Genomic DNA, 14,682 nt, shown 5'->3' on the forward strand with positions numbered 1-14,682 from the left:
TTCTTAATTGGAAGAGGCCCTCCAGACAACGGAGAGGTTGCCGGTCGGGCGCGGAATGAAGTCAAACCAGCCGCGTCCCTCGGTGCCAAGGGAAAGCCGGTAGCGAATTTCGGCGTTGGTGATGACGAGCGATTGATTGGAAATGTAAGCAATGACCTGTCCGTTCTCCTTGAAGGCCAGCTGTTCATTGGAAAGCTCTGCGGTGAAGGCATTGCCGATTTTCCCGAGCTCAATGAGCGCCCCGCGAAAGCGGATATATTCTTCTAACAGCTGCTGGTTGGCGATGACGTTTCCTCGGATTTCATCCGTTTTCGCATGAAAATCCAGCCGGAGCTCGGTGCTCGTCTGCGTGATGCTACTGGAAAAGTCCTGCCGCAATGTCTCGAGGTCTGATTTGGAGACGTACTCCTCACGCACGGCGCTGTTGATCTGTTCGGCAGTTTTCGTGATTTCCGAGTAAAACTGCTGAACGTTGACCTCAAGAGAGGATGCGGCATCTTTGGCCTGCGTTGCTTCGGCAAGCGCTGTGTCGGCTTTGCTTACAGCCGAATTGATCTCTTCGGTCTTTCCCTCGATGTCGACGGAAAGCGCTTCGAGGTTCTTGGACTGCTCTGTGGCAGCCTTGGAAAGGGTGATGTTTCTCGCGCCGATCGTGATGGTGTTGCTTGCCGGATGGAGGTAATCTCGCGTCCTCGCAAGACAAAGGTATCTACCGTCAATGCCGTGGGGCTTGGAGAGACAGCGGATGTATTCTCCGGCATGCATCTCCGAAAGCGTAGAACCGGTATCTGACTCATCCACAATGGAAAGTTCCATGCTGGTGATGCCGTCTTTGAGTTCCGGAAGCCTTGCCTGGGCCTTTCGGAGGAGGTTCTCGGGAAGTGTGACATCGTCCCAGATTTCCGTCGTCCAGATCTTTCCAATCTCCGCTGTAGTGTCAGCGTCCTCTACATAATTCAGTCCTCCGTTGACTGAGGTGATGTCCACGCGGCGTTCGGTTTCGTTGCCTTCGCTGTCGGTTTCGGTGGACTTTGCGCCAAGCGGAATTAGCATAGAAACACGCTTCGTGTGATCGCGGTTGATCTTCACATCCAGCAGGTTCTTGCCGTATTCCACGGTTTGAAGCGAGGCGGCAGTAAAGTCGGCAAGATAGTCCAGCTGCTTTTTGCCGTCTGCTGTGTAGCTCACTTTGAGATAGCCGCCGTGGGTGTCGAGGAGTTTTTCTTTGATGGCATCGAGCGTCACCGAATAGTCGCCGTTTTCATAAGCGACGTAATCATTGGTATCGGACACGGTCACCGTTCCCAGCACAAACTGCTTCTTTTCTTCCACGGCGCTGTTGTGGGAAGAAAGAAAAAGTTCCAGAAGACCTCGAAGAGGGCCCTGATAGTGATAAGGTGGCTGAAGACTGTCTTTGAGAAAAGCCAGCGCCGACTCGCAGATCCAGGTGTGCGTATTGTAAAAATCCGTCCCATCATCCAGCACCCGGCCTTCAAAGACAATCTGATCGCCTTTCTTGCAGATAATGGTCGATGCCAACGGGTGAATCTTTGTGATATAGGGATGCGTGAACGGCGCGGAGAGAATGAAACGGTCGATGCTCTGAGCATCCTCCTCGATTTTGGCTTCTGTGACGGCCAGTTCGCTTAAGTCCGGGTGGTAGAAAAGGGCGCCGTCGACATAGACTGTAAACTGACTCATAGGCGGCCCTCCAGGTAGGTAAAGGTGATGGTGCCGGTGCCGGTCACAGTGATGGTGTTGTCTCCCGGTGCCAGCTCCAGTTCCGGCACGGTCCAAGTGCCGGCGCTTAGGGTTTTGGTGAAGGCATCAGCACCCGCTTGCCAGGCAAGCGTCGTTTCTGCTGTCGTGGTGATGGACGGCACGACGGGCATAAAGTCATTGGCGAGCGAAAGCGTGCCGCTCCCCGTCAGCGATTTTGTCGTTTCCTGCACGTGGTAGAGGTAGGCATCCGCATCTTTGGAAGAAAAGACGAGGACGCCTTTGTAGGTTCTCGGATCATAGCTGGACTCGGCTTCGAGCGTGCCAATGGCATAGACCGACTTGTCTTCCGTACGGACGACCTTCACCAGTTGTCCGGCAAAGCGGTTCACGGTCGTGCTGACTAAAGCATCAAACCGCGCGCGAGTGCCGAACATAGAAAGGGTGATGGTAAAGCTTCGGGGCTGGAAACTGACTTTGCCTAACGCCTGGGTAAAACGCAGTGGCGCGCTCCGTCCTGGAACGACGAGGGACTCGGACTGCGAGAGCGGGACCGGAAAGTCCACGGATTCCCGAAGCCAGCCCATGGAAAAGAGGGATACGTCATTGAAAAATACATCGGGCTTCATAGGCTTAACCTCGCATTCCATTTCTGCTCCTGACCGAGCTTCTGATCAATGACCGGGAGAAGTTTTCCGATGAGCGTGCCGTCTTCGAGATAAATGCCTTTCGAGCTATTGGCGGCGATGACGGCGAGATATTTCTCCATGCCCTCGGTATTAAGCTGGCTTGTCAGGATGCTTCTGAGTTCCTTGTAAAATCCCTCAAGCGGCAAAATGGCCTCAGGGCCTGCCTCGCCGCCGGCCATGAGAGAAGATCCATTCATCCCAAAGAGCGTGGGATTTGTCATAATGCCGCCTTCTTTGTACCAGCTGATGGAAAGGTGCGGCACGCGCGGCGGGATGATGGAAAAGCCGCCCGAGATGGAAAAATGCGGGAGCTTAATTTTGGGCAGGCTGATATGAAGCCCCGAGAAGAAACCCTTGATGGAGTCTACGATCCCCTTGATGGTGTTCTTCGCCGCCTCAATCGGCGAGGTAATGGCCGTCTTGATGCCGTTCCAAACGCTGGTCGCAGTGGACTTGATTCCATTAAAGACGGAGGTCACAGTCGATTTGATTCCATTAAATACGGTGCTGATGCCCGATTTGATGCCGTTGATCACTCCCGTAATCGTTGATTTAATCCCGTTCCAGATGCCGGATGCCGTGCTTTTGATCCCGTTAAAGACGCTGCTTACTGTCCCGGAAATGGAAGACAGTGCCCCGGATACGGTGCCGGTTATGGCGTTCCAGATGCTGGAGAAAAAGCCTGCAATGCCGTTCCAGATGCCTTCAAAGAAGCTCTTGATCCCGTTCCAGACCGATTCCCAGGTGGCACCGAACCATCCAAGGGCCGTGTTGGCCACACCCTGAATGGTTGCCCAAACGCTTGAGAAAATGCCGGAAATGGCTGTCCAGACGCCGCTGAATACTTCCTTGATGCCGTTCCAGACGGTGCTCCAGTTTCCGGTAAAGAGGCCGGTGAAGATGTCAAAGATGCCCGTCAGGACATGGAGCGCTCCCTGCAAAATGGCGGCAATCGCCTGAAAAGCGCCTTGAAAGACGGGCGCTAATAGCTGGGTGAAGCCGTTCCAGATGGCCGAAATGAGCTGACCAAAGGAGGTGAAATTCAGCCCCAGCGCGTTTAACCTTTCGATGATGCCGCTTTCAAAGGCGCTAAAGGCTTCTTTAATCTGATTCCATGTCGAAAGAATGGAGGTACGAAAACTCTCGGAGGTGTTCCATAGATGCAGAAAGGCTGCTACCAGCGTACCAATCCCGGCCACAATGAGCGTGATGGGATTGGCGAGAAGTGTGGCATTGAGAGACGACATCACGGTTTTTACTTTGGTGATAGCTCCAGCAATGGCCGGCATATTCGTCATAATGGTTCCGACGGCAGAAACCACTTTACCGATGACGATGAGCAAAGGTCCCAGTGCCGCCGCAATAAGGGCAATCGTCACAAGCGTCTGCTGGGCGGGCGCCGGGATGCTTTGCCAGACTTCCGAGAAACGTTTGAGTCCTTCTGAGATGCGTTCAAGAACAGGAGCAAGCACCGCAGCCAGGCTGTTTCCGATATCTGCACCCGTTTCTTTCAGCGAGTTCATGGTCATCTGAAACTGATCGATGGGATCCAAGGTTTCGCTGAAGGTGTTCTCGACGCTTCCCGAAAAATCTCCGAGCATGCCGGAGAGGTCTTCCAGATTGAGCTTTCCTGTCTGCACGGCATTGTAGATGGCCGCTCCTGCGCGGGTGCCAAAGAGGTCATAGGCCGCCTGCAGTTTCTCGGTTTCCGACTGGTTGGAGTTCATCGTATCGGAGAAACCTTGCAGGGCTTCATCTAAGGACTTCCCGTCTGCCGCGGCACTCTTCATGGCGGTCTTTAAGCCCATCATGGCGGCCGAGGTATCCAGACCGGACATTTCCACCATGCCCATAAAACCTGCCGCTTCTTCGGCGGAGAGGCCCATCTCCTTAAACTGGGCGGCATTGGAGGAGAGTCCTCGTGCCAGCTGATCCATGGAGATGCCCGTGGACTGTCCGGTCGCATTTAAAGCATCCAAGAGGCTTCCTGCATCGTCCGTGCTTTGCCCGAAGGCATTGAGAACAGAGGAGACATTATCCACAGAAGTCGAAACGTCCGTGTTGTTGAGCTGGGCAAACTTGATGAACTTGCCGGATAGCTCGGAGAGCGCCTGTCCGGTGAGACCAAATCTTGTATTCACCTCACCTACAGCGGCACCGGCTGTGGCAAAGTCTGTGGGGATTTCCGTGGCAAGGCTTTTGACGATGCTCTGCATCTCTTCAAGCGCCTGCCCGGAAGCGCCGGTTTTCTGCGTCACGATATCCAAGCCTTCATCCACTTCAGAAAAGGCCGCAAGGGAAGCCGCGCCAATAGCGGCGATGGGTGCCGTCACGCCTTTGGTGAGGGATTCCCCGACACCGGAGATTTTTCCGCCCACATCCTGCAGTTTGCTTCCCGTCTCTTTGAGCGTCGCGGAGACAGCGGAGTCCGAGCTTTTGACTTGCTCTTCGAATTTCTCCAGCTCCTGCTCCGTTGCAATGATTTCTCGTTGCCAGGCATCGTATTGCTGCTGTGTGAGCGTGCCGTTTTTCAGCCCCGCATCCATCTGCTCTTGCACGGATTTGAGCTGTTCGAGCTTATCTTTTGTTTCGCCCACGGCATCTTTGAGGAGTTTTTGTTTTTGCGCCAGAAGTATGGTGTTTGCCGGATCCAGCTTTAAGAGGCGGTTTACGTCTTTGAGCTGGGACTGGGTGTTTCGGATCTCTTTGTTCACGCCTGAGAGGGCTTTGGAAAGGCCGGTGGTATCGCCGCCGATTTCCACAGTTATGCCTTTGATTCTGTCGGCCACGATGCGACCTCCTTTCTTTTCATGCAAGAAAAAGGCACCTGCTTGGAATCAGCAGATGCCTTCTAAAACCGGTCGAAATCCTCCTGCGTGGCGATGCGCCGGTATTTCACCTGATCGTTTGCTTTTTCTGTCCACATATCCAGAAGCAGGCCAATGGAGATGAGGTCTAAATCGCGCACCGAAAGGCCAATCTCCAGTGCCCTGAGCATGAGAAGCGGCGTGGTCATTTCCCGCTCACTTCTCATTTGCCTTTTTTTGACGCCACCTCGGTTTTCATGTTTGCTCCCCAAAGGGAGAGGATTTCCGGCAACACCTCATAGATGGAAAACATCTCAAAGCCGTCCAGCCACTCCTCGATGGAAGAAGGGATAGATGCATCCGCATGAAGTGCCATGATGTAGGCCACGTTTTCGAAGATCTCCAAATCCTCAATGGGAAATCCACCGTCCTCCGCTTTTTTGCCGGAGTAGCTTTTTTCGAGTTTTGCCAGATCCTTAAAGATGTCCCGTCCGAACTTAGCACGGTACAGGCGCGGGATCGCGGCAGAGGACTTGAAGGTTACTTCTTTTCCGGAGACGAGGATGGTTTTCTCAATCATGCGGCGCCTCCAGCCGTTTTATTGGTCGGGACGTATACGGCCGTATACCATCCGTCATAGGTTGTAGCGTCCGTTCCGTCACCGGTCTTGGCCTTCACCAACCCGTCGCTTCTGGGGTCTGCCGTAAGCGACAGCGTCTCGGTGCCCGGCTCAATGGTGTCCTCCTTGGTTTCTGATGCGATGGAAGGACGCGAGGCTGTGCAGTTGTAGAGTACGTGGCGAATAGCCTTGATGTCCCCGTCGAATTCAAAGAGCAGTGCAAACTTGACGGATTCTGCAGCATTGGAGTTTTCCACGAGCACGCCCTTGGCATCGAGCGTTTCCTGCAAAATCTCGGTGCGAAACCACTCCGGGATGAGGGCAATCTCCAAATCGCCCGAGTAACCGTTGTTGGTCACGGTGCGGAAGTAGACAATCCCGTCTGCATAAAATGGCGAAGATTCTCCCTCGGCATCCAGCGAGAGCGACACCGCGCCCGGGATGCGTTTGGGCGTGGCATAGGCAAAAGTGGAAGCGCCATCTTCTGCAATCGTCTCGGTGAGCTTGGCCGCATAGACGTTTTTGATGTTGTATTTGACTTTATTCTGTTCAGGCATCTTTATTCTCCTTTCAGTTCAAAGGAATAGAGCACCTCATAAAGGTGCTCAGAGTCGATATAGACTTCGGTTTTATCAAAGAAAAGACCGTGGGCACTGAGTACAGCTTCCACGGCTTTTTCGACTTCCGGCTCTTTCTTGTCGGTGTAAAGTTCCACATTCCAGACGGAGACCAGGAAATAGACTAACCCATCTGCCGCGAAGTTGCGACTTTCCGGCGTTAGAAAGATGAGAAAGGGTGGATCCGGCGCGTGGCCTTCCTCGAAGTGATCGTAAGCGAAGGGAACGTGCATCTCAGAAAGCATCTGCATGATTTCATCCATCGGAGAGGCTCCTTTCCAGTTCGCTCATCAGCTTTTCTTCGCCGTTTGCTTCTGCTGGAGCAATATGCGGAAAAGCGCGCGTGCGTCCTCCGCCGCGTTTGGCGTGTCCTTTTTCCAAGAGGTGTGCCAGCTGGTAGCGGTCCTTGGAATGGACGGTCACCTCCAGCAGGTTGGCATTTTCTCTGGTCGTCTTAGTCGCCCAGCTTTTCTTGTAGTCGCCAGAATCTTGTGGCGCGTTCTGCTGAATCTCTTTCTTGACCGAGGTGGCTGTGCTTTTGACGATTCTTTTCATATCATCGCTCGCAACTTTCGCATACTCCTGGAGCGCCAGATGAATCTGATCGGCCATCTCATCGACGGATACTTTTCTTGTCATGGGCGCTCCTTTCTGCAGAAAAACTTGAGGGCCTTTTTCTTGAAACTTAAATGGTCGATGCGGTTGATGTCATAAGGCTCGCCAAGAAACAGGATCCGAAATCCCGTCATGGTGATTTCCGAAGCTTTCCTGCACCAGCGAATCGTCACCGCCATATCGGTTCGATCTTCCTCGGAAGCAGCAACAAAGGTTTCACCGCCACCTTCGCCGGAGATGGTCGCCGCACAGGAATAAAAGTCTGTCCACTCGGCGATTTGGTTGCCATAGCGGTCGGTTGTCACACTTTTCTTCTGAAAAGTCACGCGGGCGTTTAAGAGCGAAATATCCATCTAAAATCCCGCCTTTCTGTCTCCGAATAAAAGCGAGCGAAGCGTGAGGGTGAGATCATGATGGTCAGCTTCTTCCCGGTGCTCAAAGAGGTAGGCGACGGTATAGAGAATGGCCACGGGTGCGTTTTTGACTCCGGCAAGTTCTGTTTCCAAGTTCAGTCGCGCGACATTCGCGACAAGGCTTGTTGCATTCTGCAAGAGGTCTGCAATGAGCACGTCGTCATCGGAAAAGTCGACACGCAGATAGTTCTTTGCTTCCGCAAGGCTTATGATGTCCATCTCTTCACATCCTCCTTTCTATGTAGGAGCGGCACCCGATAAAGAGTGCCGCCCCAGAGTCACTAATGCGTCATACTTATGCTCCAGCTTTCATCTGCAAGAGCTGAATGCCTTCCGGCAGAATGACCTTGCCGTCTACACGCTCGGTAGCGACGTAGCCGATCTGGCCGTTCGTGGCGTAGAGCTCATTCAGGCGCTGTACAGTCCGGCCCGCGCGGTCGCCAATCCAGTAGTTCTTAAAGTCGCCAAAGGCAACGGTGAGTGCGCCGGCGGCAACTACCGGTGCATAAGGCGAGGTGTAGAGTTCATAGCCCAACAGTCGGTCCGGCTGGCCGGCCTGCAGAGAAGGCTGCCACAGATAGGCGCCGTTCTGGTCTTTCAGCTTGCGAATCGCTGAGATGGTAGCATCGTTCATGAGGAACTTGGCGTTTCTGCGGTAGGGCGATTTCAGCGCATACACAAGGCTGATGAGTTCGTCAGCCGTGATGGCTGTCGAGCTTGCCGCCGTCACGCCCACAGTGCCGCCCTGTGCGGTGAAGATGCCGGTGGGCTGGGTGGTGCCGGTGCCGACGCAGAAGGCCTCTTCCTCGGCCACACCGAAGGCGCGAGCAAATTCCTTCATGAGGTAATCTTCAATGTCGAAGGCCGAATCCTGCAAGAGTTCCACACTCACGCGGCAGAGATCCGTCAGCTTGAAGGCATCAATCTGCTTCTGGGCAAAGGTGGGATTACTCTCCGTATAGGCGGCATTTTCTGCCGTCCACTGTGCCTGGGAGTGGGTGTTGGCAATGGGAATCTTGCGCTCATGCTGGGTAGTGATGACTTTCGCGAGCGAGCGCACGACGTTTTCTTCTTCCAGCTGCATGACAATCTCTCGCTCAAATTCCTCCGGCACTAGGTAGCCGCCGTCGGCATCCACGCCTTCGGAGAGGACGTTGTGAAGCAGCTGTTTGCCGCGCAGGTGACGGTCAAAGTCCTCATGGTAAGCATCCGAGGCGCGACCGGCTTTTTCCGACTTCATGGTCATCGCGCGTTCCGGCTTCTGTGTGAGCGGCTGGTCAACGGGACGGGACAGTTCCGCTTCGATCGCATCGCGCCGCTCCATGCGCTTGACCTCGTTGGTCATGGCATCAAGGTCTGCTTCCATCTTGTTGTAGGTTTCATTGTCCTCGGCGGACAGGTAGCCCATGCTGTTGCGGTGGGTTTCCAGAAAGCCTTCCATCGTGTTCCAGAGCTTGGCACGTTTCGTTCTCATTTCGGTGATATTCATAACTTCATCCTCCTGTCAGTTAAAGCAGTTTCTTATACAACGACGCTTTGAGGTCATCCACAGAGCGTCCCACGGGTAATTCCATTTCTTGCGGTTTGAGCTTTTCCTTCATTTTCGCGACAAGCGCCCGGTCGACGGCCGAGGCGGCGAAGCTGTAGCTCTCCAGATCTGCTGGTACTTCCCGTTTGCTATCGGTCAATAGCGCATCGGCGAAGCCCAGATCGATGGCTTTTTTCGCATTCATCCACGTTTCATCTTCCATCATCCGGGCGAGCTGTTTTCTCGGAAGGCTCGTGCGGATTTCATAGGCGTTGATGATGGATTCCTTCACTTCCTCCAGCATATCGATGGCTCGCTCCATCTCTCCGTGATCGCCAAAAGCGGCGGTAGCCGGATTATGGATCATCATGAGGGCGGTCGGCACCATGAGCACCCTTGTTCCGGCCATGACGATGACCGAAGCGGCGGATGCCGCAAGGCCATCAATCTTGACCGTGACTTCACCGGGATAATCCATAAGCATGCCGTAGATTTGGCTGGCGGCAATGCAGTCGCCGCCCGGCGAGTTGATCCAGATGGTGATGGGACCGTCTCCGTTAAAGAGCTCTTTTTTGAACATGACGGGCGTAATATCATCGTCAAACCAGCTTTCTTCAGCAATAGTGCCGTACAGCTCAAGAATCCTTTCCTCAGCGCCGTCTTTGCTGTGGTTCACTTTCCAGTTCCAGAATTTCTTCTTCACTGTCTTGTTCCTCCTTTCCTGATGCTTCAAGGTTGGCAAAGGCTCCAGCATGAGAGAGCGGGAGCATGTTGCCGTTGATTAAATACAAATCGCCGCCTTCCTCTTTGGGAATGCGGTCGAGGTTTTCCAGTTCCCGGATGTCATTGGCGCTCATCCATCCGTTCTGACGGGCTGTGGCGTAGCCGGACATACGGCTTTGGTAATCCCCTCGTAAGAGGCCCTCCACATTGAACTTCACGAAGAAGTCCTGCTTTTCCTCCGGATTTAAGAGCCTGCGGTGAATGGACTGTTCCCAGCGCACCACCCAGGGATCCAGGGTGTAGGTCACAAACTCGAGGGACTGTTGTTCGATATTCGAGAAGCTTGACTTTTCCAGGTCGCCCACCATATGCGGTGGCACGCGGAAGATGCGTGCAATCTCATCGATTTGAAATTTGCGCGTCTCCAAGAACTGTGCCTGCTCCGGGGAAATCGAGATGGGCGTGTATTTCATGCCTTCCTCGAGGACTGCGATCTTATTGGCATTCCCGGAACCGCCGAAGGTAGCCGTCCAGCTGTCACGAATTCGCGCTGGATCCTTGATGGTGCCGGGATGTTCCAGCACACCCGAAGGAGCGGCGCCGTTGGCAAAGAATTTCGAGCCGTATTCTTCCGTGGCGATGGCAAGGCCGATGGCGTTTTTGGCCATGGCGATGGGGCTGTAGCCGACCAGTCCGTCAAAGCCCAGTCCCGGAATATGCAATACGTCCGATGGTTTCAGCCGTACCGTAGAGCCTTTCATGGTGTGGGCTTCTTCAGTCTGTCTGGCGTATTCGTAGTAGAGATTGCCGTCAGACCCACGGTTCACGCTCATCTTGTTTGGCATGAGAGGATACAGGGCAACGACCTCGCCCTTACCGTTTCGAATAACCTGCGCATAGGCATTGCCCCACAGAAGCAGATGCGTCATGAGCGTCTCCCGAAACACGAAGGAGCTCATCTCGGGATTGGGCTCATCGTGGAGGAGCCGATAGAGCGTATGCGTGAGCGCCTTTTCCTTTCCGCCATCCTCCTTGTAGCGGTAGAGGTGAAGCGGAAGGCCTGCAACAGCTTCGGAGAGAATCCGGACGCAGGCATAGACCGCCGTCATCTGCATGGCGGAGCGTTCCGTGACGGCTTTGCCGGACGAAGATCCTCCCAGATAAAAGGCGTAGCTACTGCCTGTTGTGCGGTTTTCCGGCTTATCTCTGGACTTGAATAGTCCGCTAAAAATCCCCATAGGCTGCTCCTTTCTTAGAAAAGACAAAAGAAAAGCACCTCTTTCGAGTTGCTGTGAGTTAATTATTAAAAGACGAGAAGGCCCCGGCTGTCGTAGACTGATTCAGACGTATCATTTCCGCACCGAATCGCCCGGTCGAGGGCCATGATGGTGGCGATAGCGCCGTCGATCTTCTCGCTGGATTTGGCCTTATCCGCCTTGATGTTTCCGGCAGGGTCTCGTCGGATGTAGATGTTATCCATCATCCACCGGAGGACAGGATGACCGGCATGGGCAAGGCGCTCTTCCAAGGCCAGTTTCATCAGCTCTTTGGTGGGCGGGCTCATGTCCTTAAAGCCCTGTCCGAACGGAACGACCGTAAAACCCATACCCTCGAAGTTTTGCACCATCTGGACAGCACCCCAACGGTCAAAGGCAATCTCCCGGATGTTGTACTTTTCGCCCAGTTCTTCGATGAAGCTTTCGATAAAGCCGTAATGAATGACGTTGCCCTCGGTGGTATTGAGAAAGCCTTGTTTTTCCCACACGTCATACGGTACGTGGTCACGCATCACCCGAAGCTCGAGCGTATCCTCCGGCACCCAGAAGAACGGAAGAATATCATACTTGCCTTCCGGATCCTCCGGCGGAAACACCAGTACAAAGGCGGTCACGTCGGTCGTGGAAGAAAGGTCAAGACCACCGTAGCACACCCGTCCTTCAAGCTTATCCGGATCGACCGGAAAAGCGCATTTATCCCAGACCTCCATGGGCATCCAGCGCACCGCCTGCTTCACCCATTGATTGAGCCTAAGCTGGCGGAAAGAATTCTCTTCGGCCGGGTTTTGCCTTGCCGACTCACAGGCGGCCTTGACCTTATCCATGCCAACCGTGATACCCAGTGATGGATTGGCTTTCTTCCAGACCTCCGGGTCCGTCCAGTCGTCGTTTTTGTCGGCACCATAAATCACCGGGTAGAAGGTCTGATCGACCTTTCGGCCTTCGAGGATGTCCTTGGCTTTCTGGTGCGTCTCATAGCAGATGGAGTTTGTGTCCGTGCCGGCCGTCGTGATAAGAAAGTAGAGTGGCTGCATCCGGGCATCGCCGGAGCCTTTGGTCATGACGTCAAAGAGCTTGCGGTTGGGCTGCGTGTGAAGCTCATCAAAGACCACACCGTGGATGTTAAAGCCGTGCTTGGAGTAGGCTTCCGCTGAAAGCACCTGATAGAAGCTGTTGGTTGGATGAAAGATGATGCGTTTCTGGGAGCCCAAGATTTTCACACGCTTTTTTAAGGCGGGGCTCATGCGCACCATATCCGCCGCCACATCGAACACGATTGTAGCCTGTTGTCTATCTGCCGCACAGCCATAGACCTCGGCGCGCTGTTCGCCATCCCCGCAACAGAGGAGGAGTGCCACGGCTGCGGCAAGTTCGGACTTGCCCATTTTCTTGGGAATCTCAATGTAGGCCGTGTTGAACTGGCGGTAGCCGTTTTCTTTCACGATGCCAAAGAGGTCGCGGATGATGCGCTCCTGCCAGTCAATGAGCTGGAAGGGCTTACCTGCCCACGTGCCTTTGGTGTGCTTTAGGCACTCGATGAAGGCGACGGCATAGTCAGCCTTTTGCTTGTCGTAGTGGGAGCCTTCCGCCATAAAGCGGGTCGGCTGGTAGTCTTTGAGCTTTCGCATCACCATGCATCCTCCTTTCCAAGGCAATAAAAAAGACCGCTCAAGCGATCTGCGTCCGGTTTCTATTTCTACGAGAAAGAGAGCCTGTGCGGCTCCGGTTTCTCTGGGTTTTTCTTTAGGCGTTTTGCTGTCCGAGCCGGTAGGCGGCCATCAAGGCGTCTTTCAGGCTCCAGATGCTGGTTTCGAGGAAGTCTTCTGCGTCGTTTCCGTGTTCTTCCAGGTCGCTTCTGCCTTCCAGCGAGGGCATCATTTCGAAGGCGAGCTTGGTGATTTGCTCTTCGATCTTTGCCTGTCTTGCTTTGGTTGTGTTCTGGAAGATTTGTGCTTTGTGTTCCTTGTTTGTCATGGTGTTTCCTCCTTTGGTGTGTTCTTGTTGTGTGTGTATATTCGCTCTACACGGGAGGAATAGCAAGTACTATTTCGAAGATAAATGGCTATTTTTCAATGGTTATAACGAGGAAAGAAGAGACGAGAACCTCCTCTTCCAAGGGTGTATTTTCTTTTCTTACAGTCCCAGCTTGAAAGCCGGCTTGATTTCCTTCTCTCCGGTGCGCCAGTCGTTGAAGCGGCTTCTCACCTTAGTGAGACCGTTCAGTTGGCATCCAAGCTCGACGAACTTGTCGATCGTCTCGATGATGCCGGAGAAGGCGGAAGAGATGGTGAACTCTGTGATGCCGAAGCGTCTGCAGTCCCGGAGGATTTCTTCAATATCGTCGTTCCAAATGACATCCGCAAAATCCGGCACGTCATTTCCTGCTTCAAGGCTTGTGAGGTAGGCAGTTCCGAAAGTTGGGTTCACGCCAATCTCCTTGTAGTAGATTTTCTGTTCTTTAGCTTGGTCTAAAATCTCGATGTGTTTCATGGTTTTCCTCCTTCGGTGTGCTTGTCTTGTTGTGTGTATATTCGCTCTACACCGAAGGAATAGCAAGTTATATTTGGCAGATAAACGGCTATTTTTCAATGTTTTCTTCACCTGTGAGGATGAAATGGGCATACGCTTTCGGGTGCTCTTCGATGAACAATACCAGCTCATAGTAGCCCCGCTCAAAGGCAAGGCGCTGGAATGCGGTTGCATCGAACATATTTGTCAGGCCGCTATCCCGGATGGTAAGAATCTGCTCTTTGATTTTCCCGTCCATCACCGGCCTACCTTTCGGACCTCATCGACGCCAAAGAGGACGTTTAGCCCGGAGCCGTTCTCCCAGCGGACGAGAAGGGAACCCATATCGTCAATGCCAATCACGGTGCCGAGTGTGCCTTGTGGCGGAGCCTGCACATCGTCCATGTGCAGAAGCTCCACGCGAGAACCGACAGGATATTTGAGTCGCAGATGTTCCAGTAACTCTTTACGCATTCTTCGCCTCCTCATCTGGTTCTCTAAACTTGAAGGAGGAGGAGCCTTGGAGGTTTTTCAGGAGTACCTTACGCGTTTCCTTGTACTCTGCGCCAATCATCCCGATGCGAAGGAGAAAACAGCGGAAGTAGTATTTCTCGTTTTCCACCTCATGGTCTTTTCCGGTGATGCGCTTGGCTTCTTTTGCGTGCTTGGCAAGAAGCGCGATGAAGGTCGTGTAGGCTTTTACTTCATCGGCAGAGGGAATCCGGTCAAACCAGGGGAAGTGAATCTTCTCCTTGGTGATTTTGATTGGTGTTGCGCTAATATCGAGCGCATGCTGAATGACGCTTTTCTTCGAGGCAACAACCATGGTAATCCGATAGATGGCCGACTCGCTGAACCCTTCTCTGGGAAGGGAGATAGTAAATAAGTCAGCATCCTCTTCCGCTTGGAAGCCTTCAAAGGCGAGTGCCTCGGCGATCTTTTCCATCCGTTCCTCATCATCGCTAAGCAAGGTGCCGAATCGGTCGACGGTAAAAGAGCCTATCGTATAAGCGTAGGTGGGAATCCCTTCATATTTTGCTTTCTCTCCGGTCAGCTTCTCCAGTGCGCTGACCAGCGGCCTTCTTTCCTTGCCTTCCAGGTGATAGTGTCTTTCCATGACTGTATTCCTTTCTGCTTTTCAAAAGGTGTCTTTTGGTATGTCTATAC

Annotated in this window: 19 protein-coding genes; all 19 read right to left on the reverse strand. The window is 53.4% G+C overall.

Going from position 1 to position 14,682, the window contains the following annotated elements; genetic code table 11:
- Positions 1-3: 3 nt before the first annotated feature.
- Positions 4-1,701 carry a phage tail protein gene (locus FXY30_RS01485; RefSeq protein ID WP_071705052.1) on the reverse strand — a complete coding sequence of 566 codons (1,698 nt, stop codon included), beginning with the start codon at positions 1,699-1,701 and terminating at the stop codon, positions 4-6.
- Positions 1,698-2,369, reverse strand: coding sequence for a hypothetical protein (locus FXY30_RS01490; RefSeq protein ID WP_232009030.1), 672 nt, complete (start codon positions 2,367-2,369; stop codon positions 1,698-1,700). The genes FXY30_RS01485 and FXY30_RS01490 overlap by 4 nt, the downstream gene beginning before the upstream one ends.
- Positions 2,345-5,197 carry a phage tail tape measure protein gene (locus FXY30_RS01495; protein WP_071705053.1) on the reverse strand — a complete coding sequence of 951 codons (2,853 nt, stop codon included), beginning with the start codon at positions 5,195-5,197 and terminating at the stop codon, positions 2,345-2,347. Before FXY30_RS01495 ends, FXY30_RS01490 begins: the two co-directional genes overlap by 25 nt.
- Before the next feature lie 62 nt (positions 5,198-5,259).
- On the reverse strand, positions 5,260-5,442 hold the full coding sequence (locus FXY30_RS01500) for a hypothetical protein (protein ID WP_071705054.1): 183 nt from the start codon (positions 5,440-5,442) through the stop codon (positions 5,260-5,262).
- Positions 5,439-5,795 (reverse strand): hypothetical protein, encoded by a 357-nt coding sequence (locus FXY30_RS01505; RefSeq protein ID WP_071705055.1) that lies wholly within the window; start codon positions 5,793-5,795, stop codon positions 5,439-5,441. The genes FXY30_RS01500 and FXY30_RS01505 overlap by 4 nt, the downstream gene beginning before the upstream one ends.
- Entirely contained in the window at positions 5,792-6,391 is a 600-nt protein-coding gene (locus FXY30_RS01510; protein ID WP_071705056.1) for a major tail protein, read from the reverse strand. Before FXY30_RS01510 ends, FXY30_RS01505 begins: the two co-directional genes overlap by 4 nt.
- A 2-nt stretch (positions 6,392-6,393) precedes the next feature.
- On the reverse strand, positions 6,394-6,714 hold the full coding sequence (locus FXY30_RS01515; RefSeq protein WP_071705057.1) for a hypothetical protein: 321 nt from the start codon (positions 6,712-6,714) through the stop codon (positions 6,394-6,396).
- Positions 6,707-7,090 (reverse strand): HK97 gp10 family phage protein, encoded by a 384-nt coding sequence (locus tag FXY30_RS01520; RefSeq protein ID WP_071705058.1) that lies wholly within the window; start codon positions 7,088-7,090, stop codon positions 6,707-6,709. Before FXY30_RS01520 ends, FXY30_RS01515 begins: the two co-directional genes overlap by 8 nt.
- The gene (locus FXY30_RS01525) at positions 7,087-7,419 is read right to left on the reverse strand and encodes a phage head closure protein (RefSeq protein WP_071705059.1); all 333 of its coding nucleotides are present in this window, start codon (positions 7,417-7,419) and stop codon (positions 7,087-7,089) included. The genes FXY30_RS01520 and FXY30_RS01525 overlap by 4 nt, the downstream gene beginning before the upstream one ends.
- On the reverse strand, positions 7,420-7,698 hold the full coding sequence (locus FXY30_RS01530; RefSeq protein WP_172619972.1) for a head-tail connector protein: 279 nt from the start codon (positions 7,696-7,698) through the stop codon (positions 7,420-7,422).
- A gap of 76 nt (positions 7,699-7,774) precedes the next feature.
- Complete coding sequence (locus tag FXY30_RS01535; protein ID WP_071705060.1) at positions 7,775-8,968, reverse strand: phage major capsid protein; 1,194 nt, start codon at positions 8,966-8,968, stop codon at positions 7,775-7,777.
- Between the two features lie 19 nt (positions 8,969-8,987).
- A complete protein-coding gene (locus FXY30_RS01540) occupies positions 8,988-9,710 on the reverse strand; it encodes a head maturation protease, ClpP-related (RefSeq protein ID WP_232009031.1) in 723 nt (240 codons plus the stop codon).
- Complete coding sequence (locus tag FXY30_RS01545) at positions 9,658-10,968, reverse strand: phage portal protein (RefSeq protein ID WP_071705061.1); 1,311 nt, start codon at positions 10,966-10,968, stop codon at positions 9,658-9,660. The genes FXY30_RS01540 and FXY30_RS01545 overlap by 53 nt, the downstream gene beginning before the upstream one ends.
- Positions 10,969-11,033: 65 nt before the next feature.
- The gene (locus FXY30_RS01550; protein ID WP_232009032.1) at positions 11,034-12,641 is read right to left on the reverse strand and encodes a terminase TerL endonuclease subunit; all 1,608 of its coding nucleotides are present in this window, start codon (positions 12,639-12,641) and stop codon (positions 11,034-11,036) included.
- 109 nt (positions 12,642-12,750) lie between these two features.
- Positions 12,751-12,981 carry a DUF6900 domain-containing protein gene (locus tag FXY30_RS01555; RefSeq protein WP_071705062.1) on the reverse strand — a complete coding sequence of 77 codons (231 nt, stop codon included), beginning with the start codon at positions 12,979-12,981 and terminating at the stop codon, positions 12,751-12,753.
- A gap of 159 nt (positions 12,982-13,140) precedes the next feature.
- A complete protein-coding gene (locus FXY30_RS01560; protein WP_071705063.1) occupies positions 13,141-13,497 on the reverse strand; it encodes a DUF7698 family protein in 357 nt (118 codons plus the stop codon).
- Positions 13,498-13,585: 88 nt separating this feature from the next.
- Positions 13,586-13,774 (reverse strand): DUF5049 domain-containing protein, encoded by a 189-nt coding sequence (locus tag FXY30_RS01565; protein ID WP_071705064.1) that lies wholly within the window; start codon positions 13,772-13,774, stop codon positions 13,586-13,588.
- Positions 13,774-13,989: a DUF4314 domain-containing protein gene (locus tag FXY30_RS01570; RefSeq protein ID WP_197675340.1), complete on the reverse strand. Its 216-nt coding sequence runs from the start codon at positions 13,987-13,989 to the stop codon at positions 13,774-13,776. Before FXY30_RS01570 ends, FXY30_RS01565 begins: the two co-directional genes overlap by 1 nt.
- Positions 13,982-14,632 carry a hypothetical protein gene (locus tag FXY30_RS01575; protein ID WP_071705066.1) on the reverse strand — a complete coding sequence of 217 codons (651 nt, stop codon included), beginning with the start codon at positions 14,630-14,632 and terminating at the stop codon, positions 13,982-13,984. Before FXY30_RS01575 ends, FXY30_RS01570 begins: the two co-directional genes overlap by 8 nt.
- Positions 14,633-14,682 lie beyond the last annotated feature (50 nt).

The organism is Murdochiella vaginalis, from assembly GCF_902381775.1.
GTDB classification, from domain to species: Bacteria; Bacillota; Clostridia; order Tissierellales; family Peptoniphilaceae; genus Murdochiella; species Murdochiella vaginalis.